This is a genomic window from Halomonas colorata (assembly GCF_014897985.1).
Taxonomy (GTDB): Bacteria; Pseudomonadota; Gammaproteobacteria; order Pseudomonadales; family Halomonadaceae; genus Vreelandella; species Vreelandella colorata.
Map to the genome: position 1 here is coordinate 166,472 of NZ_JABUZA010000002.1, position 24,408 is coordinate 190,879.

Consider the following 24,408-nt stretch of genomic DNA (forward strand, 5'->3'; position numbering starts at 1 on the left):
CTGACAAAGATCGCTAGAATAGCAAAAAGCTGTATATCCAGCCATGCCTTTTACTTGATTAAGAAAAGTGCTGCATGCATTTATAGCTACCGCGGCAGCTACTTATCCTGCTCGGCGGCCCAGAACGCTTCGATCAAGCCGCGGCTGGAGGCATCCATACGCGAGACATCCCCTTCGCCGTCGATAATCGCCTGGGTATCGGTGGCAATCTGCTTACCAAGCTCCACGCCCCACTGGTCAAACGGATTGATATCCCAGATGACCGCTTGCACGAACACCTTGTGCTCATAAAGCGCAATCAAAGCGCCCAGGCTGTGAGGGGTAAGCTTATCCAGCAGCACTGTAGTCGATGGCTGGTTGCCGCGGTAGCGTTTGTGCTCAGGGCGTGGTCCATCATCTTCTAAGGCGTCATCGCCCAGCATTAGAACGCGGGATTGGGCGAAGCAGTTGGCAAGCGCCAGCCGGTGCTGTGCTTTAAGGTGGCGGCGGGTGTCCGGGTCTTCGACCTCATCATAACGCTTGAGCGGGGCGATAAAGTCACACACAACCGACTGGGTGCCCTGGTGAAGCAATTGATAAAACGCGTGCTGGGCGTTGGGGCCCAGCTGCCCCCAAAGTACCGGGCAGGTCGAATAGCTGACCGCCTGGCCCTGGCGGGTGACCGACTTGCCGTTGGACTCCATTTCCAACTGCTCAAGATAGGCGGCAAAATATTCCAGACGGCCATCGTAAGGCAGGATCGAGTGAGCGCGGATATCCAAAAAGTTGACGTTCCAGATACCGGCCAGGGCCAGCAGTACGGGCAGATTGTCTTCCATGGGTGCTTCACTGAAGTGGCGGTCCATGGCATGGGCACCGGCCAGCAGTTCGCGAAAATGCGCCATACCCACGACCAGGGCAATCGGCAAACCAATCGTGCCCCACAGCGAGTAGCGCCCGCCTACCCACTCCCAGAATTTAAGCTGATGATCTGGTGCAATCCCCCACTCGCTCATTTTCTCGGGGCTGGCCGACACACCGATAAAATGCTGACGTACGATAAGCTCAGCGCTCACCGGTGGAGCGCTGACAAAATCACTATGCTGAGTTAAACGGCCCAACAGCCAGTCTCTGGCCGTATTGGCGTTGGAGAGCGTATCAATAGTGGTAAACGACTTTGAAGAAAGTACAAAGATGGTCGTTTCGGGATTTAGACGCCCTAAATAATCGGCCAGCTGCGAACCGTCCATTGTCGAGGCAAAATGCACCTCAACGGGATGAATATTCTCAGGCCGGTAGTCAGCCAGTGCGTGCGTCACCATTAACGGCCCTAGGTCCGAGCCGCCGACGCCTAAATTCACCACATGGCGAATGGGCTTGCCCGTCGCCCCGCGCCACTGCCCGGCGTGCAAACGACACACCAAGCGCTCCATTTGCGCCAGACTTTCCTGAACCCCCGCCACTACGTCTTCGCCTTCAACGTTCAGCGTTGCATCGGCCGGCAACCGCAGCGCGGTATGCAGCGCCGGGCGGTTCTCGCTGACGTTAACCCGCTTACCGCTCAGCAGAGCATCAATGGCCCCCGGTACGCCGGCATCCTGGGCCAGGGCTAACAGGTGCTCTAGCGTATCGTCATCCCAGCGCTGCTTGGAAAGATCTAGCGTCAGGCCTGCCACATGACGGGTAAAGTGTGACCAGCGGCTGCGATCCGAGCCAAACAACGTCTTTAAATGAACGCTTTTGAGTTCCTCGGCATGCTGTTTTAGTGTCTGCCAAGCGGGCAGTTTATCGGGGGTAGCGCGTGATGCTGAGGCCATTTGCCGTCTCCTGTGGCGTCGAACCATGCAGCTCGGGTCTGTTCTGGTCAAAGTAGGGCGCGTAAACTATTACCCCCTTTTGATGACCCCCGGCTTGCCAATGAGTAATGCATCTTACCGTGACGCTATCTTTTCGACACCCCTTGATCGAGTGGCGCGCTTCTCTTTCGATGAGCAGGTGGTTGCCTGCTTCCCTGACATGATCCGCCGCTCGGTACCGGGCTACGGCCAGATCCTGGGTATGCTCAGCCTGATTGCCCAGCGCCACCTTCGCCATGGCGGTCACGTCTATGACCTGGGCTGCTCGCTCGGCGCCTCGGGCCTCGCTCTGGCAGGCGCGCTGAAACCTGATGCGTTTCGCTATACGGGTGTCGATCTTTCGCCCGCCATGGTGGAGCGCGCCCGGCAAACGTTCAGTGAAGAGTGCCCTGAACATGCCATGAGCGTGGAAGAAGCCGATATCCGCACGCTCGAGTATGCGCCATCAGGCATGATCATTCTTAACTTTACGCTGCAGTTTTTGCCCCCCGCCGACCGGGATGCGCTATTAAAGCAGCTGTTTGACGCCCTTGAGCCCGGCGGCGTGCTGGTGTTATCTGAAAAAACCGTTGATGTAGATGAGCGGGATAATGCATGGCGGGTCGAGCGCTACCACGACTTCAAGCGCGCCAACGGTTACAGCGACATGGAGATCAGCCAAAAGCGTACCGCGCTTGAAAACGTGTTAGTGCCTGATACGTTGGATGCGCTGCATCAGCGCTTACAGCAGGCAGGCTTCCCACGTACGGTAACGTGGTTCCAGTACCTGAACTTTGCCTCTGTCATTGCGTTTAAGGAGAGCTAAGTGGAACTCCCTGATGATCACCGTGCGCTTTATCAGGCATTTTTAGACCAGGGCTTAACGACTTGGCTGGCTAAATTACCCGAGCAGCTGGCCCGGGGGCTTGACCGCCAGCGCCATGGCGATCTGCCGGCCTGGGAAAAAGCCGTGGCCAAACTGCCACCTCTACCTGCACAGCGCGACGTTCAGCTCGATAGCGATACGGTAACGGTGGAGCTTGCGCTCAGCGATAGCCAACAGCGCCAGTGTTTTAACCTGCTGCGTAAGCTGGCTCCGTGGCGCAAAGGCCCTTTTCAGCTGGGCGGCATTGATATCAAGACCGAGTGGCGCTCCGACTGGAAGTGGCAGCGCGTCGCGCCTCATCTAGCGCCACTGAAATACCGCAAGGTGCTGGATGTAGGCGGCGGCAGCGGCTACCACGCCTGGCGAATGACCGGTGCTGGGGCTGCATTCGTGTTGGTGATTGATCCTTCGCCGCGCTTTTACTGGCAGTTTCAGGCGGTGCGCCACTTCGTAGGCGATGCCGATGGCGGGCGCACTCAGTTCCTTCCCGTGGGTATCGAGGACATACCGGAAAACCTCGGCTTTTTCGATACCGTGTTCTCCATGGGCGTGCTGTACCACCGCGCCTCCCCTTTCGAGCACCTTCAACAGCTGAAAGCAGCCCTGGCGCCGGGTGGCGAACTGGTGCTGGAAACGCTGGTGGTGGAAGGCGACAAGCAAACGGTGTTTGTGCCCGGCGAGCGCTACGCCGCGATGCCCAACGTCTACTTTCTACCCTCCTCCAAGGCGCTCTGCCACTGGCTCAGCCGCTGCGGCTTTACCAATATCCGCGTGGTCGATGAAGCAGTCACCACATTGGACGAGCAGCGCTCCACCGAGTGGATGACCTATCAGTCGCTGGTCGACTTTCTCGACCCCGATGACCGCACTCGCACCATCGAGGGCTACCCTGCGCCACGGCGGGCGGTGATCATGGCTAACAAGCCAGGATAAGCTGTAAATAGCGTTTGAAATTAGTGCTTAACGGCGCAAGATCACCAGCCAGCGGCCCAGGTTCAACATGCTGGCAAGTGAAGCCGCGACATAGGTAAACGCACAGGCGGTTAACACGTGACGCGCACCCGCCATGTCGTAGGGCGGCACATAATCTTTTAAAAGAGGCAGTGCGCGGTTGAAGCTGGCATCGAATTCAACTGGTAGCGTCACCAGGTGAACCAACGCGGCGGTACCGAAGCTAATCACCGCCATGCCAATCACTAACGCCAAACCGCCCGGCACGCGCGTCAACAAGAATAAAAACGGCGCGGCCATCATTAGAATGGCCCCCATCTTTTCTGCCTTTTGGGCAACGCCCACCAAGCGGCTGCGCGCCAGCAGCGGCGCATAGCCTTGATGATGCTGTATGGCATGACCCACTTCATGGGCGGCAACGGTTACCGCCGTGAGTGACCGCCCATCGTAATGATCGGGCGAAAGGCGCACACAGCGCGTTTCAGGATCGTAATGATCGCCAAACTCGGTCCGTTCAACGCTTACTTCATCGACACCCAGGCGCCGCAGCAAATGCTCGGCAAGCTCGGCCCCGGTACCCGGGTAATCGTCGCGGCCGCGCTGGTGACGCTTAAGCACCCACTTTGCCCATACGTTGGGCAGTATAAAAACCGCGAGTAACAGCACGATGAGTAGAACGACCATGATGACTTAGCATCCGAAATGGGAAGATAGTGGAAAGCTTCGTTTTATCATGGTCAGACAACAACGACGTTAAGGCAAGGCTTACCCTTGCGCTTCACGGCGCTCTTCTTCGAGATGCTCTTTTACATCGCGCTCGACTGCCTGTAGGCCACGCGCCGAAATATCGCCATTGGCGTGGGCGTGCTCAGCAATCAATACGCTGTCGGGGGCGAGTACCAAGTCGCACTGGGAATCTACCAGTTCATCACGAAGCCGTTGAATAGCCTGTTCGCGTTCAGGGTCTTTATCCACGCGACGGATATAGATAGCTTTGATACGCCCAGGGTAAGCCTTGACGATCTCGGCATATACTTCTGGGTCGTGTTGCCCGCTATCGCCAATCAAAATGCACGGTAGCTCATCGAACAGCGTCAACATTCGATCAATTAACATGCGCTTGTGATCCTCGGCACGGCGCGGCCAGGGGTGACGTAATGAAATCCCCCACTCGCGTAGAAAAAGAATCGGGCCAACCGGAATCCGGTTGAGCTGAAAGAACGTTTCGAGCATTTCGTAAATAGCCCAGGGCCCGCGGGATACATACAAAATGGGTCGTTCGGCCTTCTCACTTTCGCCGCGGTGCAGGGCCTGATATAGCGAGGCGACACCTGGAAATGCCGTGCGCCGATGCGGTTTGCGTACAAAGAGGCGATAAAGCATCTTCAGCTTTTCGGCAACGCCGGTAAACATGACGGTGTCATCAATATCGCTAATGATCAGCAGATCTGTTTCCGGTGGCGGTACGTATACCTCAACGTTAGTACGTACAGGCGACTGGTTTTCTGCATGCACCATGATATCCGCTCGATGCCAGGAAACATCGATAGGCAGCGAATGGGTAATCGGAAGGTGTGCATCGAAATATCCGTCCCGATCAGTCATCAACGTTAGCTGGTTTTGACCGATGCTAATGTCCACCTGTGCATTAGCGAGGCCGCGGCGAAAAATTCGTCGGGTAACGTCGGCCGTATCACGCAACATGCCGCGTCGCGGAATAGCGCGGCCAAGGGCGGCTTGGCGAAATACCCGCCCCATTACGAACACTTCTTCAGACGAGCCGTAGCCGCGGTAAGGATGAACAACCATCCCCCCGCGGCCACGGTCTCGCTTCATGGGTTTTGCAGCAGTATGGACAAGCCTTTTTACAAAGCTTGCCCACGGGCTAAACCACGACATTAAGCGTGCTGACCAGAATGACGACCTTCTTGAAGCTCTTCCAAGAGTTTGGCATTGAAGGCGTCTAGGTCTTTAGGCGTTCGGCTGGTGACAAAACCACTATCCACCACGACTTTTTCATCGACCCACTCAGCGCCAGCATTACGTAAATCCTGCGCGATGCTAGGCACCGACGTCAGCCGACGTCCATCAACCACACCGGCATTGATTAAAATCCACGGGGCGTGGCAAATAGCAGCTACGGGCTTACCGGCCTGGAAAAATGCTTTTACGAAGCTTAACGCGTCTTCATTAACTCGCAGCTCGTCTGGGTTAAACAAGCCACCCGGCAGTACCAAAGCGTGGTAATCGGATTCGTTAACATCGGCAAGCGCTTTATCAGCCTCGTAGGTATCGCCCCAATCTGTTTCAGCCCAGGCACGAATACCTTTACCGTCAGGCGTCACAATATGTACTTCGACACCGGCATTTTTGAGCGCATCGCGCGGTGAGCTTAATTCAGCCTCTTCAAAACCATCGGCAGCAACAATTGCGACACGTTTACCATTCAGTGCTTGGTTCATCATGCTCTCCTTTTCGTGATGAGGTGTGCGTTAAAAACGCCCTATTAGTGTGGCGCATCCTGAGTGAGCGTCAAGCGAATGGCCCTATTGTTTAGCCTTTCTTAATTTAACAGATACGAAAAAGCCCGCTTCTAACGAAGCGGGCTAAGGTATTGATCAAACGTAATTTAGCGCTTGAATAAGGCGTTAATGTCTTTAGCTTCCCAATGCGGGAAATGCTTGCGCACCAGCGCGTTCAGGTCACGCTCAAAGGCAGTCCAATCGGTAGTGGATGCATCGGTAGCGCTATGCGCGGCTACCGCACGTATCATCCCCGCGCCTACCGTGACGTTGGTTAGTCGATCGACGATGATAAAGCTACCCGTTTTAGGGCTGTTGCGATAATTATCGATCGGCACCGTAGCGGTAAGCTCAATTTCGCAGCGCGCAATCGCATTAAGCTCTAATACGTCAGTGGCGTGTTTTTCAAGCGTGTTGACATCGACCTGATACTCGATCGCACTGACCTGCCCGGAAAGATCGCGGGTCGCGAGTTTAAAGTCGTAGAGCTTACCCGGCTTCAGCGCTTCTTCGTGCATCCAGACCACGTCGGCGGTAAACGCATTGGAAAGCGGTACGTCGGCCTCTGCGCTCACCAGCCAGTCACCACGGGAAATATCGATTTCGTCTTCAAGCGTCACGGTGATGGCCTGCCCCGGGTAGGCTTCACTCAAATCACCATCAAAAGTAACTATCCGCGCCACTTTTGACACCTTGCCTGAAGGCAGGGCTTTTACCGCCTGACCTGGGCGCAGAACGCCAGCAGCCAGCGTGCCGCAGTAGCCACGAAAATCCAGGTTCGGCCGGTTGACGTACTGCACGGGCAAACGCAGATCCGTCAGATTATCATCCTGGCTGATTTGGGTATTTTCGAGTAATTCAATCAGCGTTTCACCGCTATACCACGGGGTATGTTCACTGCGGTTAACCACGTTATCGCCGTTTAGCGCCGACATGGGTACAAACTGAATGTCACGCGCCTGCAAATTGGTGGCAAACGCGTGGTATTCCGCTTTGATTTCTGCAAAGCGCTGCTCGGAAAAGCCGACTAAATCCATCTTATTGACGGCAATTACCAAGTGCTGAATACCCAGCAGGTCAGCAATAAAGCTGTGCCGGCGCGTTTGGGTCTGCACACCGTAACGCGCGTCAATCAGGATAATCGCCAGGCTTGCCGTAGAGGCGCCGGTGGCCATATTGCGTGTGTACTGCTCATGCCCTGGCGTATCGGCAATGATAAATTTGCGCTTATCTGTGGAGAAGAACCGGTAGGCCACATCAATGGTAATGCCCTGCTCGCGCTCGGACTGCAAACCATCGACCAACAGCGCCAGATCCACCGTATCACCAGTGGTACCGCTGGTCTTGGAGGCCAGGGTAATCGCGGCGAGCTGATCTTCGAAGATCATCTTGGAGTCGTGCAGCAACCGGCCGATCAGCGTCGATTTGCCGTCGTCCACGCTGCCGCAGGTAATGAACCGCAGAAGGTCCTTGTTTTCATGCTCGTGCAGGTACTGCTCGATATTGTCGGCGATCAAATTGGACTGGTGAGACATCAGAAGTACCCCTCGCGCTTTTTCTTCTCCATGGAACCTACCTGATCGCGATCGATGGCGCGGCCACTGCGCTCGCTGGTCCGGGTCAGGAGCATTTCCTGAATGATTTCCGGTAGCGTTGCGGCTTCTGATTCCACCGCACCGGTCAGCGGATAGCAGCCCAGCGTTCTAAAGCGCACCGATTTTTCTTCGGGCACTTCACCTGGCGCCAGCGGCAGGCGGTCGTCATCCACCATCACCTGCATGCCGTCACGCTCGACTATCGGGCGCTTGGCGGAGAAGTACAGTGGTACAATCGGGATCGATTCCAGATAGATGTACTGCCAGATATCAAGCTCGGTCCAGTTGGAAAGCGGGAACACGCGAATTGATTCCCCCTTGTTGACCTTGGCGTTGTAGACGTTCCAAAGCTCCGGGCGCTGATTTTTGGGGTCCCAGCGGTGGTACTTGTCGCGGAAGGAGTAGACGCGCTCCTTGGCGCGCGAGGCTTCCTCATCGCGCCGGGCACCGCCGAAAGCGGCATCAAAACCGTACTTGTCCAGCGCCTGCTTAAGCGCCTGGGTTTTCATAATATCGGTATATTTCGCGCTGCCATGGTCGAACGGGTTGATATTGGCTGCCCGCCCCTCTTCGTTGGTGTGCACGATCAGCTCCATGCCCGCTTCGGAGGCCATGCGGTTACGAAACTCGATCATTTCGCGAAACTTCCAGGTGGTATCCACGTGCATCAGGGGAAACGGCGGCGTACCGGGATAAAATGCCTTACGCGCCAGATGCAGCATCACCGAGGAGTCTTTACCGATCGAATACAGCATGACCGGGTTACTGAATTCAGCCGCCACTTCACGAATGATGTGAATGGACTCGGCTTCTAGCTGTTTTAGGTGCGTTTGACGCGCGGCATCAAGTGCGCCAGGCACCTCACGCCGCGGCGTCGAAGAGAGTGTGGAGAACTGAGTCATGGTCTACTACCTCACAAAACAAGCCGATTCTTATAAGCTTGCAGTACACGCTGAATTAAAACGTTATACGCTCGATTGTGAGTAGAGTAACGCCGAGTTAATAATAACCCAAAAGAATTAATAACTATCTTTTTATTCTTTTATGAAATAAGCAACATAGAAAGCGTGATATCGTCTAGACATCAACGCGTTCAACCCAGGTTTGCCACTCTTCACCGTTAAGATCCACTACTCGATAACCAGGCCTTGAGGCTTCATCGATGGTGAACGTTTCGGCACCCGGCATAAACTGATCCGACATCGCCGGGCAACCATAGACGTCTACACGTCCGCCATCCGCTAACCCGATGTGCTGGGCATACGCCTGATGCGCGTGGCCGAACAGTACGATCTTGACCTGCGGGTAAGCGCTCAGCACCTGCCAAAACGCCTCCCGGTCCTGCAAACCGATAGCATCCATCCAGCTAGCGCCAACGTCTACCGGCGGATGATGCATGGCGATCAGCACGGGACGGTCGTCCTCTTTAAGTAGTGCAGACAACGCCTTCAGCCGCTCGCTGCCCAACTCTCCATGGGGTTGGCCTGCCACCTGTGTATTAAGCAGCAGCAGGCGCCATTGCTGCATATCAACCGCTTCTAGTAGCGGATGCTCCGCGCGCATCAGATCGATCTGGTCGTGATTGCCCGGCAGCCAAAACCACGGGCAGGGCAAACTCGCCAGTGCGTCGCTGGCAAGCGTATAAGACGCGGCGGTTTCGTCCTGGCTGACATCCCCCGTCAATACGATGATATCCGGGCGTTCGGCAACCGCTGCCGCGAGAACGCGTTGAAAATGCAGCCACGGCACACCGGCGCGCGAGCGTGCATTGATATCAGCATACAAGTGGGCATCGGTTATCTGCACCAGGCGCATTAGCGCATCTCCGGTAAATCGTAGGTGTGACCATGGGCCAGCCCGTGGGCTAACCATTCGCCCAAAAAGCGATTGAGCTGTAGTTTTTCGTCAGGCTGATGCATGTGCGCATTAGGATAGCGATAGCGGCCACTGAAGTGGCGCTGGCGCTGAAAATCCGTGACTTCCGCCATACGCACATCATGATATAGGTGAACGCGCATGCGCGGACCTTCCATAACCGCATCCAGCGGGCCACTCTGAGTGACCTCTACCATAGTGGTGTAAGGTGCATGCTCCAGTACTTTAAGCTGCAAATCGCCAAAGTGCTGTTCATCACTACTTAGAGCGATCTCGCGGCGTTGCCCGCTCTCCATATCACCAACTAGGCGCAATAAACGCAGATAGTTGGCGCTGCACTCCCCTTGGAGCGACTTTAAATCGGTGACATAGGCTGTTCTTGCCATGCTCACTCCTCGTGGTTTTCGCTTGAGGTGAGGGCTCGCTGGGACAACGCGCGCAAGGAGGCGCGTTGGCCATTGAGCCAGTGCAGTCCTATCAAACACATGGCGTTGTCGAGTCTCCCCTGCGCCAAGAGTTCCCAAGCGGTGGGAAAAGACACCACGTGAACGCGAATATCTTCATGTTCTTCATCAAGACCATGAATACCGCTTACGCCCTGCGTATCAACCAGCCCACAAAACAGCGTTACACGCTCATTGCAGGCCCCAGGGCTTGGGTAATAGGTATGTATCAGGGTTAACGGCCCTACTTTGCAGCCTGCTTCTTCCAGCGACTCACGTCTGGCAACATCTTCAAGCGACTCATCTTTATCAATCAGGCCCGCTACGAATTCAAGTTTCCAGGGGGAAACGGGGTCGTTTACTGCACCCGCGCGAAACTGCTCAACCAGCACCAGCGCATCGCGTGCGGGGTCATAAAGCAATACTCCCACCGCATCGTGTCGGCTATGCACTTCGCGGTGCATGGGTTTGCTCCAGCCACCTTCAAAAAGGCGATGGCGAAGCTCCATCTTTTCTAAGCGGAAAAAACCCTCATAGAGCGTCTCGCGCTTGAGCAGCTCAACATCGTCAAGGCTCAGAAGCGGTGTGTTTAATGATACTTTTTCAACGCTGGACGCCATGAGGCACTCCCGGTGATAACAATCGTTCTATTATCAGTGCTTGCTACCGGGAATGCCAATCTGGCCAGGAGGGATTATAGACGGTTCAACATGGCCTGGGCATCGCGGCGCAGCGCTTCGTCAGAAAGCTCGCGCTGCGCACGCGGGGTGCCGTTCACTGCGCGCTCGGCGTGCTCGCGGGCCGCATTGGTATCGCCTTCATCAAGCAAGAACTCGGCGTAGTAGTAGTTGACATCGATGCCGTCAGGGCGAACCTCGACGGCGCGCTGGAACATTTGCCGGGCTTTATCGCTGCTGCCAAAACTGATCGGGCGCCCCGGCACGTTGTCGTAAAGCGCGCCCAGCGTGACGTACGCAGAACCGTTGCCACCCTGGGGGTCGAGGGAAATGGCCCGCTCAAGCACATCGCGTGCATCACCAGCTACACCCAATGCGCCAAACCCACCACGTTCACGCGCATAAGAGGCCAGAATAATTCCTTGCCAGACCAGCAGATCAGCCTGATCAGGGTTCGCATTTACCAGGGTAGCTGCTTCATCCGCCAAGGTTTTAAGGGTGCTTTCGCGCTGGTTGGCAGGCAGATCGCTCATCGTATGTTCCCAGCGATTCTTCAGCGAGAAAAGCTCGCTCTCGTAGCCAAAGGCCGTTGCCGAGGCAAGCGCCAGCGTACCGCTGAGGGCGGTGGCAATCAGTAAACGTGAAACGGGTATGGCGCGCATGACAGTCTCCTGGATTATTTTTATCAGCGTAGCGTTTAAGGGTTAAATCGCCCACCCCGACAATGTAACGAACGTTTGAATGATTCGCTAGTGACTCCGGTCATTCAACATGCTTTTACCTAAGAGGCTTTTTTTCACGTAGAGTAAGTGTCTTAAAAGTGCCGCCCCTACCGAAATGAGAGCACGCGAATGAAAGGCCGTAATATGACCCGCTGGCGCGATCCGGCAAAAGATCCACGCCAGGCACCCAAAAGCAATTTGATTACCGCTGAGGGCGCCGCGCGTTTACGCGGCATTTTGGATCACTTGTCCAGAGTCAAACGCCCCGAACTCTCAACAAAAGTAGGCGAAGCCGCCGCACTGGGCGATCGTTCCGAAAACGCTGATTACACGTATAACAAGAAAGAGCTGAACCGCGTGATTGCCCGGATTCGCTACCTGACAATACGCTTGGATGAACTGCAGGTGGTCGACCGGCTACCGGCGAATCTGGATAAAATCTTCTTCGGCGCCTTTGTCGATCTGGAAGATGAAGAGGGAGAAGCGCTGCAACTTCGCATTGTGGGTCACGACGAGATCGACACCCAAAAACGCTGGATCAGCATCGACGCGCCCATGGCTAAAGCGCTTCTCGGCAAGCAGGTCGATGACGATGTAAAGGTACTTACCCCCAATGGCGAAGTGCTCTACACCGTGACCGGCATCCGTTATACCGGTTAATCCTTTAATGCATAGTCGATAGTGGTCACCACACGAACTCGCTTGATATTGGGCGTATAGCTGTCTAGATCCTCGATAGAGAAATAGCCCTGCGTCGCCTGGCGTATCTGGCCCACCTGACTTCCCGAGTCTTCAGCAAACTGCTGGGCGGCATTGCGCGCATCGGCAGTGGCCTCGGCAATCATTTCGGGCTTGATCGCCTCCAGCCCGGTAAACAGGAATTCGGTTTGATACTCGTAGCTGGGCGAGAGTAAAACACCCTGGCGCACCAGCGACGAGGTGCTGGGGATCGCCTGCATCACCCCTTCTACATCCGGCGAACGCAGCAGTAGCGTGGCTTCTGCGCGGTAGCGCTCATCAGGGCGCTGCCCGCCATATAGATTACTGAACTGATCGGTAATCCTGGGTGGCGTGGTGCTGATATGTTCAGGAGCAAACCCCTGGGCTTCCAGAAAGCGGCGAATTGCCTGGTTATTATTGGAAAGCTGCTCTTCCAAGTCACTTAAACTGTTCGCGCTAACGCTGTAATTAAACGGCCACAACACCAGGTCTGCCGCTACTTCGCGCTCGGCCAACCCACGAACCGTGACATTGCGCGAAGACTGCTGCCATACCTCGGCCGCCTGCTTGATGTAGCTACCGCCCCCAACCAACCCCACCGCCAGCAACCCACCCAGCACGACAGCACTGCCTAACATCACGATATTTCTGCTGTTTCTAACCATCACGGCCACCCCGCACAACGTTCATTAAATTGCCCAATGCTTATCAGCATCATAGCGGTGAAATGTTATGCTGTCGGCAGCCGAATGTGGCAAGTGTGAGGAAATATTGAGCTAGCCTTTTCACCCTTGCCCCTACTGTGCATAGAAACCACCGCGATTAGAAAACCAGTGTAGGCAACATCAATGAAAGCGCTGGAATGAATGTCACCAGTAGCAAAATGCCTACCATTACCAGCCAGAAAGGCATGACGGCGCGAATAAAGGATGAAACGTTAATTCCCGTGATACTGCAGGTAGTAAACATCACCGTGCCTAACGGCGGCGTAATCGTGCCAATGGTGGCATTGATAATGAAAATAATGCCAAAGTGAACGGGATCCACACCAAATTGAGCAGCTACCGGCGCCAGCAGCGGCGAAAGTACGATCAAAATGGCGTTGCCTTCCAGAAACATGCCTAAGACCAATAACAGTACGTTAGCTAGCAATAGGAAGGCGATAGCACTGCCAACCTGGGTAGACAACATCATAGCGATCTCCTGAGGAATTTGTTCCCAGGTAAGAAAGCGTGCAAAACCCGATGCGACGGCAATGATGAACAGCACATTAACTGATGCCAAGAGCGACTCATTGGTCGCCAGCGCTATCGTCTTGGGCGTCATCTGCTTATAAATGAAAACACCCACGATGAGAGCATAAAGCACTGCAATGGCCCCTGCCTCTGTTGGCGTAAAAACGCCAACTCGGATACCGCCAATAACGACCAGAGGCAGCATCAAAGCGATAAGGCCGGCACGCGTCACGCTAATCCACTCCTTACGCGCTACTTTCGCTCGCTGGGGTGGCTGGTAGCCGTAACGCCGACACAAGAAGGACACCAGCACCATTAGGCTGATTGCCATCAAAACGCCAGGCACCACACCAGCAAGAAAAAGCCGTCCAATGGAAACATTATTGACGTAGCCATACACGATCAAGGCGATGCCGGGAGGAATAGTCGAGGTAATAAGTGACGAAGCTGCGGTTACCGCGCTAGAAAAAGGTACGGGATAACCTTTAGCCGTCATGCTGGGCACCAAAAGTTTGGCATTCATGGCTGCGTCGGCAATATTAGAGCCTGACAGCCCCCCCATAAAAGTACTTAACAACACATTGGCTTGTGCTAATCCACCATGCATACGACGAGTCAGCAATTCAGCAAGCTTCAGCAACCGGTCGGTTATGCCTGAATAGTTCATGAAAACACCCGCCATAATGAAAAATGGAATGGCGAGTAAAGAAACCGACTCCAGACCACCGGCCAGACGCTGAATAAGCAGCATCATGGGTTGGTCAGCCCCTACGATGAAATAGAGAAACGTCGAAAAAAACAGTGCAAATGCGACGGGGGTACCTAACAGAAACAGTAAAAACAGTGCGCCAAGCGCAATACTGACAGCCATGTGGTTAGCTCCTAAGATGAATGTTGCTGAACCAGCCGCACGACACAGTGATAAATCATTATCACTGCACTAACGGGGATCGCCACATGAATCCAGTAATAGGGAATTTGCAGCATTGGTGTACTGCGATACGCTGAAAAGCTGAGTAGCTGGGTCCCCCAATAAAGCATTACCGCGGCACTCACCAAGATGATGCCCACACTGAATATTTGCTCGTTCCAATGCGCCAATCGTGGTGGGAGCTTATCGGTCACAAAACTAATGAACACATGCTCCCTGCGGCGCACCAGGGCGCTAGCGCCCAGAAATGCGGCCCACACTAAAAGCATTTGAAGAATCTCTTCCGTCCAGGCCAGGGGGCTGTTAAATAAATAGCGCATGAATATATTGCTAATCGCCACCAGGAAAAGCGCAAAAATGGCGGCGGTCGCGATGACTTCATCAAGACGCATGAATCGGTCTAGCCACGTGAAGATACGCTGCATATCAGACACCTCAACTTGGCTCCCCGGCTAACCGGGGAACCATGCGATCACAGGATGATCAGCCGTTAATGATTTCGTAAACCTTGTCGTACAGACCCTCGCTCCATTGAGGAAACGCGGATGGAATCTGCTGTGCAGCCCGCTCGCGGAAAGGCGCGATATCAACTTCATGAATCTCAACGCCTTCACTACGTAAACTCTCTAGTGCCTGTTCGCTGTTATCCGCTACCAGCTCAGAGAGATACTCTGCCATCTGCTGACCGGTATCCGTCATAATTTGCTGCTGCTCTTCACTGAGCTGATCCCAAAAAGACTTTCCGGTAACGAAAGGCGCCACGGTATGCATATGAGACGTCAAGCTAAGATGTTTCACCACCTCGTGGAACTTGCCCCCGTAAAGTACCGCTGCAGGATTTTCAACGCCGTCGACTATCCCCTGCGCCAGCGCAGGATAAACGTCACCCAGCGACATCGGCGTGGGTGTTGCCCCCATGGCACGTATGGCTTCCACATACATTTGCGAGTTTTGAACGCGGATACGTATACCATCAAGATCAGCAGGACTACTAACTGGCTCGCGTGATAGCAGGTGGCGTGCACCATATACCGCATTTGGGATGACGATGTGGTAGCCAGACTCATCCACCTTTGCCATTTGCTCAGCAAACCACTCCGAGTCAAAAATCTTGAGCTTCGACTCAAAATCTTCACTCAGATAAGGTGCATCCAGTACCGCAAGGTCGGGAACGGAATCGAGAAAATTACTGTAAGCAGTAATCGAGATAATCGGCGCACCAAAGCGTGCCTGTTCCATGACCTCCGTTTCCGAACCCAGCTGGCTGGCAGGAAACGCTTTCAGTTCCAGCTCACCATTGCTTGCCTCATTCACCCATTCGGCCCACTGCTTGACGGCTACATCCACCGGCTCGCCGGGCTGGTTGCCGTACGCAACGCGGATCTCAGTGCTGGCGTGAGCAGTCGTAGCAACGCCAAGCGTTGTAACAGTTGCAAGCGTAATAGCGATAGACAGTTTATTCAGGCGCATTAAGCACTCCTCTTCTTCTTGTGTTTAACCGTAGGTGTGGTGTCTGCTTTAAAGCAGTGTTGTTTTATCGTTAATGTTCGATATGTTTTTTCGCTTAAGCGCATCGCTCAGCTTTGGTGTCGGTATCGCGTAATTTTTCGCCATAACTACCACTGGCTGTATGCGGCGGCTCAGCTTGTCATTGTGATACTGGGCAATATCTTTTAGACGATGATCTAAAAAAGGGTTATCAAAACGTTCCAGCGTGCTCTGCCAGTAGACGTTTAAATCCATATTCGGTAATTCAAGAGCCAAGACAGGCAATACCTCTGTCTCCATCACCTCACTGAGCGCGTTACGCAGTTTTGGCTCTTGCATGGCCTCTCTTACGTAGGTAATGGAATCGGTCAAATCAAGCGTGAGCCACTGATCAACCAGATACGTATGCGCCAGATTAAGGATGTGAAGCTTGCGTAACTCATAAGGCTGTAATGAACTCACGACCTCAATGGCAGGATGCTCAAAAGGCATAATCAGGCATGGGGCTTGCTGAACAGCCCAGAGCGCATAAGGCTCAGCAACGGCGCCAACCGGCTCAAGCGGTGCCGAGACGATCCGATCTACCAGCGTATTGACCCAGCAGCATTCGACATCCAGCCAAGTACTGAAATGAGCATCTTGGTAGTCCTTTCGCGCCAGACTGGAAACAATCTCTTTGAGCACTTGACCGTTGCTGCCGATCAATTCGCAGGGCAGCAGCGTAAGACCTGGCCGCTGAGCCTTGAAACGTGCATAAAGCAGCTTAGTCAACTTGCCTGGAAAGCTTGCGGGAACAGCGGAAAGACTAGTATCCCCGGCCACGTCGTAACCGCTATCACCCGTATTGGAAATCACCCAGCGAGCCGTCTGAATAAAGTGACGTTCTAATGCCTCCCAGTCGTCTTGTGCCACAAGGCAGCCAGCGACACTGCTAACGGAAAGGTGCTCCTCAACGGGTACACCATTACGCAAACCCTTAATATGCAGCGGATAGCTATCCTGATGAGCTAGCGCATTTGCCTTGGCTTTGCCTTCAGGGCGCGCGGACGTCTGCACCACAAGCACCGCTTCACGGCTTCCTTCCTCCGCGATAGCGGAGCTTGCAAAGGCAGCGACGTGGCCGAGTAAAAACCGACTAGTACCGAACTGAACAATGCTCGCCTGGGAGAGAGGCTGCCTCACAATGACACCCCCCTCTTCCAGGGAATAAAGTCCAACTGAGCAAGACGTGCAGCCTTCGATATATAACGTCCAGACGCGGTTTCAATACAGAGCGTTAGCAATTCATCGGCCAATTGGGCAATGCTCGCTTCGCCGCGGATGACCGGCCCAGCATCGAAGTCGATCACATCGCTCATGCGGCTTGCGAGTTCGCTATTGCTTGAAATCTTAATCACAGGCGCCACAGGGTTGCCGGTTGGCGTCCCTAGACCTGTGGTAAATAGCACCAGGTTAGCGCCTGACCCCACCAGGCCGGTAGTCGACTCTACGTCGTTACCCGGCGTACATAGCAGGTTAAGCCCCTTACGCGTCATCGGCTCGGTGTAATCGAGCACATCAACCACGGGACTGTCTCCTCCTTTTTTGGCAGCGCCCGCTGACTTCATGGCATCGGTAATCAGGCCATCACGCACATTGCCAGGTGAGGGGTTCATGGAGAAGTCAGCGCCCACCGCGTGGGCATGACGCTGATAAGCAGCCATTAATGCGGTAAAGCGTTCAGCCACCTGCGGGTTACGACAGCGCGCCAACAGCTCGTGCTCCACACCACACAGCTCGGGGAACTCACTTAGAATACCGCTACCGCCCAGTGCCACCAGGCGATCCACAGCGGCACCTACCACGGGGTTTGCGGAAAGCCCGGAAAAGCCGTCTGAGCCGCCACATTCAACGCCCAGGGTAAGTTCAGAAAGCGGCGCTGGCTGCCGAGTCACTTGATTGGCCTGCTTGAGACCATCAAAAATCGCTGTCAATGCGTCACGAATCAGCACCTCTTCGCTTTCAGACCGCTGCTGTTCGAAGTAGCTGACTGGCTTGTAGCCGCTTGGGTCACGTTTTGCAATGGCCTCTTGCAACATGGTGATCTGTGCTTTCTGGCAGCCCAGGCTAAGCACCGTTGCGCCAGCAACATTGGGATGACAGATATAGCCTGCGAGCAGTTCACATAGCGCGTCAGCATCGCCGTCTGTGCCACCGCAGCCTTGCTGATGAACCAGAAAGCGCACGCCATCAACATTAGGAAACAGACGCTCCCCCGCAGGAGCCGCTGACTCGGCAATGTCTTGCCCATGTAACAGCTGTCTGGCCATGCGCTTATAATCATAAAAGGGGTCATCGCCCAAGGCATCGGCGACACACTGGCGCAATACTTCGATATTGCGGTTTTCACAAAAAACCAAAGGCACCACTAGCCAAACGTTGGCCGTTCCTACCTTGCCATCCGGGCGATGGTAGCCAGCAAATGTCGTCTTCTCGAACGCAGTTACCTCAGGTGGCTGCCAAGCTTTTTGCCTAGTCTCCGTGGATAGTTCGTCCGTTGCATGCACCACGTTTTCGGTCGTAATAGCGCCACCCGCCGCAATGGGCTGTGTTGCTTTGCCCACCCTTACGCCGTACATGGTGACAACATCGCCAGCCGCCATATCGCTTAGCGCAAACTTATGCTTGTGGCGAACGAAGCCAGGCAGCGTGATGTTAACGCCTTGATCCTCGATCACTGCGCCTGCTGGCAAGTCGGTCAAAGCAACTCGAACATTATCCAGTGCGTGAACACGCAGCGTGAGATGGGGCGTTTGAGTTGTAATCAGATCACTCACGGATGCGCTTCCTCAGTATCGATGGAAATCATCGCCTTGATGACCTGATTGGCGGGGTCACACCACTGAGGCATTTTTAAAGGAACATCGGCAAGCGCCGCCCGGTGAGTAATCATCGCATCGGCGTTGATAGCACCACTCTCCATTAGTGACACCACGCAATCAAAGTCTTCACGCGTGGCATTGCGGCTACCCATCAGCGTCAGTTCTTTTTTATGGAAGTCAGGATCGTTAAAGGTAATATCAGCTTTCACTACGCTAACCAACACATAGCGCCCACCATGGCCTGCAAGATCAAACCCCGCCTGCATGGCGCGGGGATTACCGGTGGCATCGAACACCACATCCGCTAACGCTCCATCATTTAGTGTGCTGATCAGGGCCGCCACCTCAACATCTTGTGGGTTCGCGACAGCATCGGCCCTCAGCACATCACGGCAAAACGCTAATCGCGAGGCATTGGTGTCCACCATCAATGTGCGTGCGCCTCGGCTTTTCGCTACCTGAAGAACACCCATGCCAATCGGGCCTGCCCCGACAATCACCGCAAGCTCACCCGCTTGCAGCGCGCTACGTCTTACCGCATGGGCGCCAATCGCCATGCACTCTACCAACGCAAGCTGATCGATAGAGAGGGTTTCGGAAACCACCAGGTGCGTAGTGGGAACAGCCAAGTACTCCGCCATTCCACCATCTTTATGCACCCCAATGACCTGCATACTCTGGCAGCAGTTTGTCTTGCCCTGCTGGCAGGCGCGGCACTCGCCGCAATGTAAATAAGGAATAACGTAGACCTGCTTGCCCAGCAGATGCTGAGCTGGGCTATCCGCCACCTCAACGACCTCTCCTGCGAGTTCATGACCAAGCACGCGTGGATATTCAAAATAGGGCTGATTGCCTCCATAGGCATGGATATCCGTGCCGCAGATGCCAATGCGCCGAATGCGTACCAGGGCATGCCCTGCCGGGCACTCAGGCTTAGCGTAGTGACGCAGTTCAAGGTGATGCGGCTTTGAACAAACAAGCGCTTGCATTAATGTGCTCCTTTCCGCCAAGCACAGGCCACTATCGAACCAGCCTGACAGGTGCTTTGGTCTATTGGTCAGTCCTTTGGAGGTATAAAAATCCCTCCAAGGCCTGCCGCTCTCGGTAAATGAGGTATTAGCGGCGAATAGAGCCGCCAATACCTATTTTCTTACGGTTTATATTTCTACTATCTATATTTCTACTATCTATATTTCTATTATCTATATTTCTTCTATCTAAATTTTCTATGCCTGAACTACGCGCTGGGTCTGCTCGCCCAAGCCATCAATGCCTAAACGCATGCGCTGGCCGTCCCGTAGATATACTTGGGGCTGCTGGCCCATGCCGACACCGGGAGGTGTGCCGGTTGAAATGACGTCGCCCGGCTGCAGGCTCATAAAGCGGCTTAGGTAACTGATTAAAAAAGGCACTTGGTACACCATGGTCTGGGTGCTGCCATCCTGATAACGCTTACCATCCACTTCAAGCCACATGCCCAATTGGTGCGGGTCCGCCACTTCGTCACGGGTTACCAGCCAAGGGCCTAACGGGCCAAACGTATCGCAGCCTTTGCCTTTATCCCAAGTGCCGCTGCGCTCAAGCTGGAACGCGCGCTCAGAGACATCATTCACAACACAGTAGCCCGCCACATGAGACATGGCGTCGGCCTCGTCGATGTAACGACCGCCCTTGCCGATGATGACACCAAGTTCTACTTCCCAGTCGGTCTTTTCCGAGCCGCGGGGAATTTCCACATCATCGTTAGGCCCGCAGATAGCGCTGGTCCATTTATTGAAAATGACCGGCTCAGGCGGCACTTCAGCACCGGTTTCAGCGGCGTGATCCGAGTAGTTGAGGCCAATGCAGATAAACTTGCCTACGCGAGCCACACAGGGACCCAAGCGAACATCATCAGCTACTTCCGGCAACGTTGTTAAATCCATATCACGTAGCTGCTGCAACTGGCTGTCGCTCAATACGTCGCCCGCGATATCATCAACGATAGAGGAGAGATCGCGTACCTTTCCCTGGCTATCCACAATGCCTGGCTTTTCCTGACCCGGCTGTCCAAAACGTAATAGTTTCATATTGTTATACCTCCTAAAGTAATCAGTTAGCCCAGCCGCCATCAATCAACTGTGCGGTACCCGTAATGAACTGTGATTCATCGCTGGCCAGAAAGGCGGCCAATGCCGCCACTTCCTCTACCCGCCCTAGCCTGCCCATCGGTTGACGCGCAATAAAAGATGCCAGCACGTCAGCTTCGCTGCGCCCTTCTCGACCAGCCTGCTCTGCAATACGCTGTTTCAATGAGGGAGACTCGACGGTACCTGGGCAAATGGCATTGCAGCGAACACCCTGGGTCATAAAGTCGGCGGCTACCGACTTGGTAAGACCGATAACCGCCGCTTTGGAGGCCCCGTAAGCACAGCGGTTGGCAACGCCTTTAACGCTTGATGCCAGAGACGCCATATTGATAATGCTGCCCCCGCCGTTTGATAACATGCCGGGTAAAAAAGCCTGAAGGGTGTAAAACATTGAAGTGACGTTCAGATCCATCGATCGCTGCCAGGTCGCCTCGTCACACTCAAGTACCGTGCCACCCGGCACCATCCCCGCACAGTTAAACAGTATGTCCAAGGCCGGCAGCGAAGCGGCCAGCTCGTTAATTGCCTGGCTATCCGTTACATCCAGGCGATAGGCTTCAACGCCTGGTATATCTTGTAAGGTAGAAATATCAATATCGGTGGCGAATACACGTGCGCCTTCGGCAACAAATCGCTCGACGCTTGCACGCCCAATGCCGTTCGCGGCGGCGGTGATTAATGCAGTTTTATTTTTAAGTCTCATGCGATGTCACTTCCCTAATAGCGATGGCACGCCTCTGGAAATCGTGGGAACATACTTAGGGTCAGGTCGTCCAGATATACAATGGCCTGACCAATGAGCCGAGTATGCGCGAGAGATATTGATCCTGGCAATCCTCAAAAAGGCCAATCATGGACTTTTTGGGATGAACTTTAGTCGCAATGAATATTGATCGAGAATATTAAAGATACGGATAGGAACGACCAAGAATGCCCATTCAAGCCATCCGCTCACAACGACTTTATCGCCAGATCGCTGACCAGTTGCAGCAGTTGATCAATAATGGAGAGTTCCCCCCTGGAACCCTCCTTCCACCCGAGCGCGAGCTTGCACAATCCCTTGGCGTCAGCCGGGCGTCAGTAAGAGAAGCCTTGATTGCTTTGGAAGTGGTTGGTCAGGTTGCCGTACGCGTCGGGCACGGTGTCGTTGTACTTGAGTCCCGATCAGTGCCTTTGGAGCCGGTGATGCGTGCAGCGGCACGTACAGAGCCGTGGGCACTGGATCCAGAATTCGAGAGTGAAATCGAGCTTAACCTAGACGAAGAAATCCCTCCGTTTTCCCTTCTTCAGACACGCCGCTATCTAGAGCCGGAAATTGCGGCGTTAGCGGCTATGAATGCGACCGATGACGACATAAAGTCGATCCGACTAGCCCTTGAGCGCAATTTCTTTGATAACGCCAACGGTAGACGTAACTGTGCGGGAGACCGGTTACTGCATATCCGTATAGCAGAAGCATCAAACAATGCCGCTTACGCGCTTATCATCAAGCATCTGCTTGGTCACCAGTATGGCGCTATGTTCCGTCGTCTTCAGGATCTATACATGGAAACGGATATGCCAAAGCGCTCCCAAGGCGATCACGAGCAAATCGTTAACGCGATTGAGAATCGTGATCCGGCCGCTGCTCGCCATGCAATGGAAGCCCATTTAGACCATGTTCTAAATGTTTTCTTTGCCGAGTAATGCTCGATTAAAAATAAGCATTAACGGCCTGATTTACTTGCCCCATAAACCCGGAAACGCCGGTTATCGGCAAGTGCTCCAAAGCTTCCAAAGGCGTCCGTCAGAACATCTGGATAAGGCAAGAACACATTCGCCACAATGACCAACCGCCCACGGTTGGCAAGATGCTCCGGTGCCTGGCGAATCAGGCGTTGACTAGGCCCGTAGCTAACATCTCGCTCCTGGTGAAACGGCGGGTTGCTGATAATAAAATCAAAGGTCTGGCTTTCCAGCGCGCTATACACATCGCTTTGCAAAACGTGCCCATCGACCTGATTGGCCTCCAGCGTGCGGCGCGTCGCCTCAACGGCAAAGGCGCTGACATCCACCGCGGTTACCGCGTGGCCCCGCTTGGCAAGCCAGGCGCTGATAATGCCATCGCCACAGCCCATATCAAGAACACGCTGAGGCGTTTTGGGCAGTTCTTTTTCCAGGCTTTCCAATAGCAGCAGCGTGCCTTCATCTACCTTGCCATGCCCAAAGACGCCAGGGTGGCTGACAAGCGTTAAGCCCAATGCCTCAAAGCGCTGCCAGGCGTCTTGCAGGGTATCCTCAAGCGCGACGGCGCGTGTGGCAAACAGCGAACAGCGCCGCGCATTATCGCGCTTGTCACAGATCATCCCCCGCTCTGCGAGTACTTTCGGCACGCGTTTCACGCCGCCACTGTGCTCGCCGACAATCTCAATAGCCGTACCCGCCGGCAAAACGCTGCATAGCCACTCAAGCCACCAAATGCCTAGTTGATGCGCCTTGGGCCAGAACAAGACTATCTCGCCGTGGGTAACGGCATTTTCAGGTAGCGCGAAAGGGCTATAGGCCTGTTTGCCTACCGCTTGCCACTCGCTTAGCACACCAAGATCACCGCTGATAACGCCTGAGGATTGCGCGATTAACCACGCATCAGCCGGTGGCGCTACGACCATCAGTGCCGTGTAGTCATCCTGCTGGCGTTCCAGCAGTTGGCAGGCAGGCGTTTGAGCACTCATTGGGAAGCCTCCGGTTTGATCAATGTATAAAGTAAATAACGACCTAGCCGCCAGTGCGGGTCTTGTTGGCAGTGCTTTTTTTCAAGCGCCAGCAGCGTTTCACGCTCTTTGTCGCTTGCGGGTGGCTGGCGCAGGTAATCCTGAAACACACGGATACCCGCAACGCTTGCCACTTCAAGACTGTTTTCCGCTCCCCACTCAACTACCTCAGCGTGGGTTACCGGCGAAATAGGCGTTAAGCGCTGTCGCTTGCCCTTGCCTTCCAGGCGATCACTTAACGCCTTTTCCAGATTGCCCTTCACTGCATTGGAGAAGCGCAGCGCATCGCGATTGAATACCATCAGGCTTAACTGGCCACCGGGCGCAAGCAGGCTGGCCAAGTGAGCTATCGCTGAGCGCGGGTCGCCCAGCCATTCAAGCACCGCGTGGCAGGTAATCAAAGGCCAGGGCCCCGGCGCTTGCTGGCCTAAATCCTGTAGCGGGGCGTGCACGTAGGCCATCGCCTCGCAAGGCAACCGCTTAGCTTCACTGTGCCAGTGCCTGGCATAGGTGAGCATATCCAGAGAAGGCTCCGCCATGGTGACCGGGTGCTGGCGTTCGGCAAACCAGGCAGCCTGCTGGCCTAACCCGCCGCCGATATCCAGCACCGGCTGCTGGGTTAGCTCAAGCATTTGCGGCAACAGATAATCCAGCATCGCCAAGCGCAGCTCGCCGCGGGGCGCCTGGTAAAGCGAGCGTGAAAATTTGTCGACCAGACCGTCGAAGTAGCGGTCCCCTGCGTCGGTTAATTCATAGGTTGGATGCATGCATAAGGCCAGGCGGCGAATCAAGGCCGCGTAGTTTAACCT

Annotated in this window: 25 protein-coding genes; 4 read left to right on the plus strand and 21 right to left on the minus strand. The window is 54.6% G+C overall.

Going from position 1 to position 24,408, the window contains the following annotated elements:
* Nucleotides 1-98: 98 nt before the first annotated feature.
* Nucleotides 99-1,796 (minus strand): glucose-6-phosphate isomerase, encoded by a 1,698-nt coding sequence (gene pgi / locus INT33_RS01955; protein ID WP_192537074.1) that lies wholly within the window; start codon nt 1,794-1,796, stop codon nt 99-101.
* A gap of 100 nt (nt 1,797-1,896) precedes the next feature.
* Here pgi and cmoA point away from each other — a divergent pair, with 100 nt between their 5' ends.
* Both cmoA and cmoB read left to right on the plus strand, forming a co-directional pair.
* Nucleotides 1,897-2,640, plus strand: a complete 744-nt coding sequence (gene cmoA / locus INT33_RS01960; RefSeq protein WP_192537073.1) for a carboxy-S-adenosyl-L-methionine synthase CmoA — start codon at nt 1,897-1,899, stop codon at nt 2,638-2,640.
* Nucleotides 2,641-3,633, plus strand: a complete 993-nt coding sequence (gene cmoB, locus INT33_RS01965; RefSeq protein ID WP_192537072.1) for a tRNA 5-methoxyuridine(34)/uridine 5-oxyacetic acid(34) synthase CmoB — start codon at nt 2,641-2,643, stop codon at nt 3,631-3,633.
* Between the two features lie 27 nt (nt 3,634-3,660).
* Here the strand turns inward: cmoB and INT33_RS01970 are convergent, their stop codons facing one another.
* The 9 genes from INT33_RS01970 to INT33_RS02010 form a co-directional block, all read right to left on the minus strand.
* Nucleotides 3,661-4,335: a zinc metallopeptidase gene (locus INT33_RS01970; protein WP_192537071.1), complete on the minus strand. Its 675-nt coding sequence runs from the start codon at nt 4,333-4,335 to the stop codon at nt 3,661-3,663.
* Nucleotides 4,336-4,416: 81 nt separating this feature from the next.
* Nucleotides 4,417-5,487, minus strand: coding sequence for an App1 family protein (locus INT33_RS01975; protein WP_225736054.1), 1,071 nt, complete (start codon nt 5,485-5,487; stop codon nt 4,417-4,419).
* Nucleotides 5,488-5,549: 62 nt separating this feature from the next.
* The gene (locus tag INT33_RS01980; protein ID WP_192537069.1) at nt 5,550-6,113 is read right to left on the minus strand and encodes a type 1 glutamine amidotransferase domain-containing protein; all 564 of its coding nucleotides are present in this window, start codon (nt 6,111-6,113) and stop codon (nt 5,550-5,552) included.
* A 167-nt stretch (nt 6,114-6,280) separates the two neighbouring features.
* Complete coding sequence (cysN, locus tag INT33_RS01985; RefSeq protein ID WP_192537068.1) at nt 6,281-7,708, minus strand: sulfate adenylyltransferase subunit CysN; 1,428 nt, start codon at nt 7,706-7,708, stop codon at nt 6,281-6,283.
* Nucleotides 7,708-8,670, minus strand: a complete 963-nt coding sequence (gene cysD / locus INT33_RS01990; protein ID WP_192537067.1) for a sulfate adenylyltransferase subunit CysD — start codon at nt 8,668-8,670, stop codon at nt 7,708-7,710. The genes cysN and cysD overlap by 1 nt, the downstream gene beginning before the upstream one ends.
* Before the next feature lie 175 nt (nt 8,671-8,845).
* On the minus strand, nt 8,846-9,583 hold the full coding sequence (locus INT33_RS01995; RefSeq protein WP_192537066.1) for a metallophosphoesterase: 738 nt from the start codon (nt 9,581-9,583) through the stop codon (nt 8,846-8,848).
* The gene (locus INT33_RS02000; protein ID WP_192537065.1) at nt 9,583-10,029 is read right to left on the minus strand and encodes a DUF1249 domain-containing protein; all 447 of its coding nucleotides are present in this window, start codon (nt 10,027-10,029) and stop codon (nt 9,583-9,585) included. The genes INT33_RS01995 and INT33_RS02000 overlap by 1 nt, the downstream gene beginning before the upstream one ends.
* Nucleotides 10,030-10,031: 2 nt before the next feature.
* Nucleotides 10,032-10,706: an NUDIX domain-containing protein gene (locus tag INT33_RS02005; protein WP_192537064.1), complete on the minus strand. Its 675-nt coding sequence runs from the start codon at nt 10,704-10,706 to the stop codon at nt 10,032-10,034.
* A gap of 74 nt (nt 10,707-10,780) precedes the next feature.
* Nucleotides 10,781-11,425, minus strand: coding sequence for a tetratricopeptide repeat protein (locus INT33_RS02010; protein ID WP_192537063.1), 645 nt, complete (start codon nt 11,423-11,425; stop codon nt 10,781-10,783).
* A 189-nt stretch (nt 11,426-11,614) separates the two neighbouring features.
* Here INT33_RS02010 and greB point away from each other — a divergent pair, with 189 nt between their 5' ends.
* The gene (greB, locus tag INT33_RS02015) at nt 11,615-12,145 is read left to right on the plus strand and encodes a transcription elongation factor GreB (protein ID WP_192537062.1); all 531 of its coding nucleotides are present in this window, start codon (nt 11,615-11,617) and stop codon (nt 12,143-12,145) included.
* Here greB and INT33_RS02020 read toward each other — a convergent pair.
* From INT33_RS02020 to INT33_RS02060, 9 genes are all read right to left on the minus strand, one after another.
* Nucleotides 12,142-12,879: an SIMPL domain-containing protein gene (locus tag INT33_RS02020; protein WP_192537061.1), complete on the minus strand. Its 738-nt coding sequence runs from the start codon at nt 12,877-12,879 to the stop codon at nt 12,142-12,144. The genes greB and INT33_RS02020 overlap by 4 nt on opposite strands.
* A gap of 148 nt (nt 12,880-13,027) precedes the next feature.
* A complete protein-coding gene (locus INT33_RS02025) occupies nt 13,028-14,311 on the minus strand; it encodes a TRAP transporter large permease (protein WP_192537060.1) in 1,284 nt (427 codons plus the stop codon).
* Nucleotides 14,312-14,322: 11 nt separating this feature from the next.
* Nucleotides 14,323-14,796: a TRAP transporter small permease gene (locus INT33_RS02030; RefSeq protein ID WP_192537059.1), complete on the minus strand. Its 474-nt coding sequence runs from the start codon at nt 14,794-14,796 to the stop codon at nt 14,323-14,325.
* Nucleotides 14,797-14,854: 58 nt separating this feature from the next.
* Nucleotides 14,855-15,841: a C4-dicarboxylate TRAP transporter substrate-binding protein gene (locus tag INT33_RS02035; protein WP_192537058.1), complete on the minus strand. Its 987-nt coding sequence runs from the start codon at nt 15,839-15,841 to the stop codon at nt 14,855-14,857.
* 48 nt (nt 15,842-15,889) lie between these two features.
* Entirely contained in the window at nt 15,890-17,041 is a 1,152-nt protein-coding gene (locus tag INT33_RS02040; RefSeq protein ID WP_192537057.1) for a mannitol dehydrogenase family protein, read from the minus strand.
* Entirely contained in the window at nt 17,038-18,675 is a 1,638-nt protein-coding gene (locus INT33_RS02045) for a UxaA family hydrolase (RefSeq protein WP_192537056.1), read from the minus strand. Before INT33_RS02045 ends, INT33_RS02040 begins: the two co-directional genes overlap by 4 nt.
* Complete coding sequence (locus INT33_RS02050) at nt 18,672-19,709, minus strand: zinc-binding alcohol dehydrogenase family protein (protein WP_193090959.1); 1,038 nt, start codon at nt 19,707-19,709, stop codon at nt 18,672-18,674. The genes INT33_RS02045 and INT33_RS02050 overlap by 4 nt, the downstream gene beginning before the upstream one ends.
* A gap of 237 nt (nt 19,710-19,946) precedes the next feature.
* Complete coding sequence (locus INT33_RS02055) at nt 19,947-20,789, minus strand: fumarylacetoacetate hydrolase family protein (protein WP_192537054.1); 843 nt, start codon at nt 20,787-20,789, stop codon at nt 19,947-19,949.
* A gap of 22 nt (nt 20,790-20,811) precedes the next feature.
* Nucleotides 20,812-21,552, minus strand: coding sequence for an SDR family oxidoreductase (locus tag INT33_RS02060; protein WP_193090960.1), 741 nt, complete (start codon nt 21,550-21,552; stop codon nt 20,812-20,814).
* A 227-nt stretch (nt 21,553-21,779) separates the two neighbouring features.
* On the opposite strand from INT33_RS02060, the gene INT33_RS02065 reads away from it, so the two are divergent.
* Entirely contained in the window at nt 21,780-22,535 is a 756-nt protein-coding gene (locus INT33_RS02065) for a FadR/GntR family transcriptional regulator (protein WP_018915630.1), read from the plus strand.
* A gap of 20 nt (nt 22,536-22,555) precedes the next feature.
* Here the strand turns inward: INT33_RS02065 and INT33_RS02070 are convergent, their stop codons facing one another.
* Together INT33_RS02070 and INT33_RS02075 are read right to left on the minus strand one after the other, a co-directional pair.
* A complete protein-coding gene (locus INT33_RS02070; RefSeq protein WP_193090961.1) occupies nt 22,556-23,560 on the minus strand; it encodes a methyltransferase in 1,005 nt (334 codons plus the stop codon).
* Nucleotides 23,557-24,366 carry a methyltransferase domain-containing protein gene (locus INT33_RS02075; RefSeq protein ID WP_193090962.1) on the minus strand — a complete coding sequence of 270 codons (810 nt, stop codon included), beginning with the start codon at nt 24,364-24,366 and terminating at the stop codon, nt 23,557-23,559. The genes INT33_RS02070 and INT33_RS02075 overlap by 4 nt, the downstream gene beginning before the upstream one ends.
* Nucleotides 24,367-24,408 lie beyond the last annotated feature (42 nt).

Coding starts and splice junctions, on each gene's coding strand:
- pgi (WP_192537074.1), bottom strand. CDS start 1,796: ATGGCCTCAGCATCACGCGCTACCCCCGATAAACTGCCCGCTTGGCAG.
- cmoA (WP_192537073.1), top strand. CDS start 1,897: ATGAGTAATGCATCTTACCGTGACGCTATCTTTTCGACACCCCTTGAT.
- INT33_RS01970 (WP_192537071.1), bottom strand. CDS start 4,335: ATGGTCGTTCTACTCATCGTGCTGTTACTCGCGGTTTTTATACTGCCC.
- INT33_RS01975 (WP_225736054.1), bottom strand. CDS start 5,487: ATGAAGCGAGACCGTGGCCGCGGGGGGATGGTTGTTCATCCTTACCGC.
- INT33_RS01980 (WP_192537069.1), bottom strand. CDS start 6,113: ATGAACCAAGCACTGAATGGTAAACGTGTCGCAATTGTTGCTGCCGAT.
- cysN (WP_192537068.1), bottom strand. CDS start 7,708: ATGTCTCACCAGTCCAATTTGATCGCCGACAATATCGAGCAGTACCTG.
- cysD (WP_192537067.1), bottom strand. CDS start 8,670: ATGACTCAGTTCTCCACACTCTCTTCGACGCCGCGGCGTGAGGTGCCT.
- INT33_RS01995 (WP_192537066.1), bottom strand. CDS start 9,583: ATGCGCCTGGTGCAGATAACCGATGCCCACTTGTATGCTGATATCAAT.
- INT33_RS02000 (WP_192537065.1), bottom strand. CDS start 10,029: ATGGCAAGAACAGCCTATGTCACCGATTTAAAGTCGCTCCAAGGGGAG.
- INT33_RS02005 (WP_192537064.1), bottom strand. CDS start 10,706: ATGGCGTCCAGCGTTGAAAAAGTATCATTAAACACACCGCTTCTGAGC.
- INT33_RS02010 (WP_192537063.1), bottom strand. CDS start 11,425: ATGCGCGCCATACCCGTTTCACGTTTACTGATTGCCACCGCCCTCAGC.
- greB (WP_192537062.1), top strand. CDS start 11,615: ATGAAAGGCCGTAATATGACCCGCTGGCGCGATCCGGCAAAAGATCCA.
- INT33_RS02025 (WP_192537060.1), bottom strand. CDS start 14,311: ATGGCTGTCAGTATTGCGCTTGGCGCACTGTTTTTACTGTTTCTGTTA.
- INT33_RS02030 (WP_192537059.1), bottom strand. CDS start 14,796: ATGCAGCGTATCTTCACGTGGCTAGACCGATTCATGCGTCTTGATGAA.
- INT33_RS02035 (WP_192537058.1), bottom strand. CDS start 15,841: ATGCGCCTGAATAAACTGTCTATCGCTATTACGCTTGCAACTGTTACA.
- INT33_RS02050 (WP_193090959.1), bottom strand. CDS start 19,709: ATGCAAGCGCTTGTTTGTTCAAAGCCGCATCACCTTGAACTGCGTCAC.
- INT33_RS02055 (WP_192537054.1), bottom strand. CDS start 20,789: ATGAAACTATTACGTTTTGGACAGCCGGGTCAGGAAAAGCCAGGCATT.
- INT33_RS02060 (WP_193090960.1), bottom strand. CDS start 21,552: ATGAGACTTAAAAATAAAACTGCATTAATCACCGCCGCCGCGAACGGC.
- INT33_RS02065 (WP_018915630.1), top strand. CDS start 21,780: ATGCCCATTCAAGCCATCCGCTCACAACGACTTTATCGCCAGATCGCT.
- INT33_RS02070 (WP_193090961.1), bottom strand. CDS start 23,560: ATGAGTGCTCAAACGCCTGCCTGCCAACTGCTGGAACGCCAGCAGGAT.
- INT33_RS02075 (WP_193090962.1), bottom strand. CDS start 24,366: ATGCATCCAACCTATGAATTAACCGACGCAGGGGACCGCTACTTCGAC.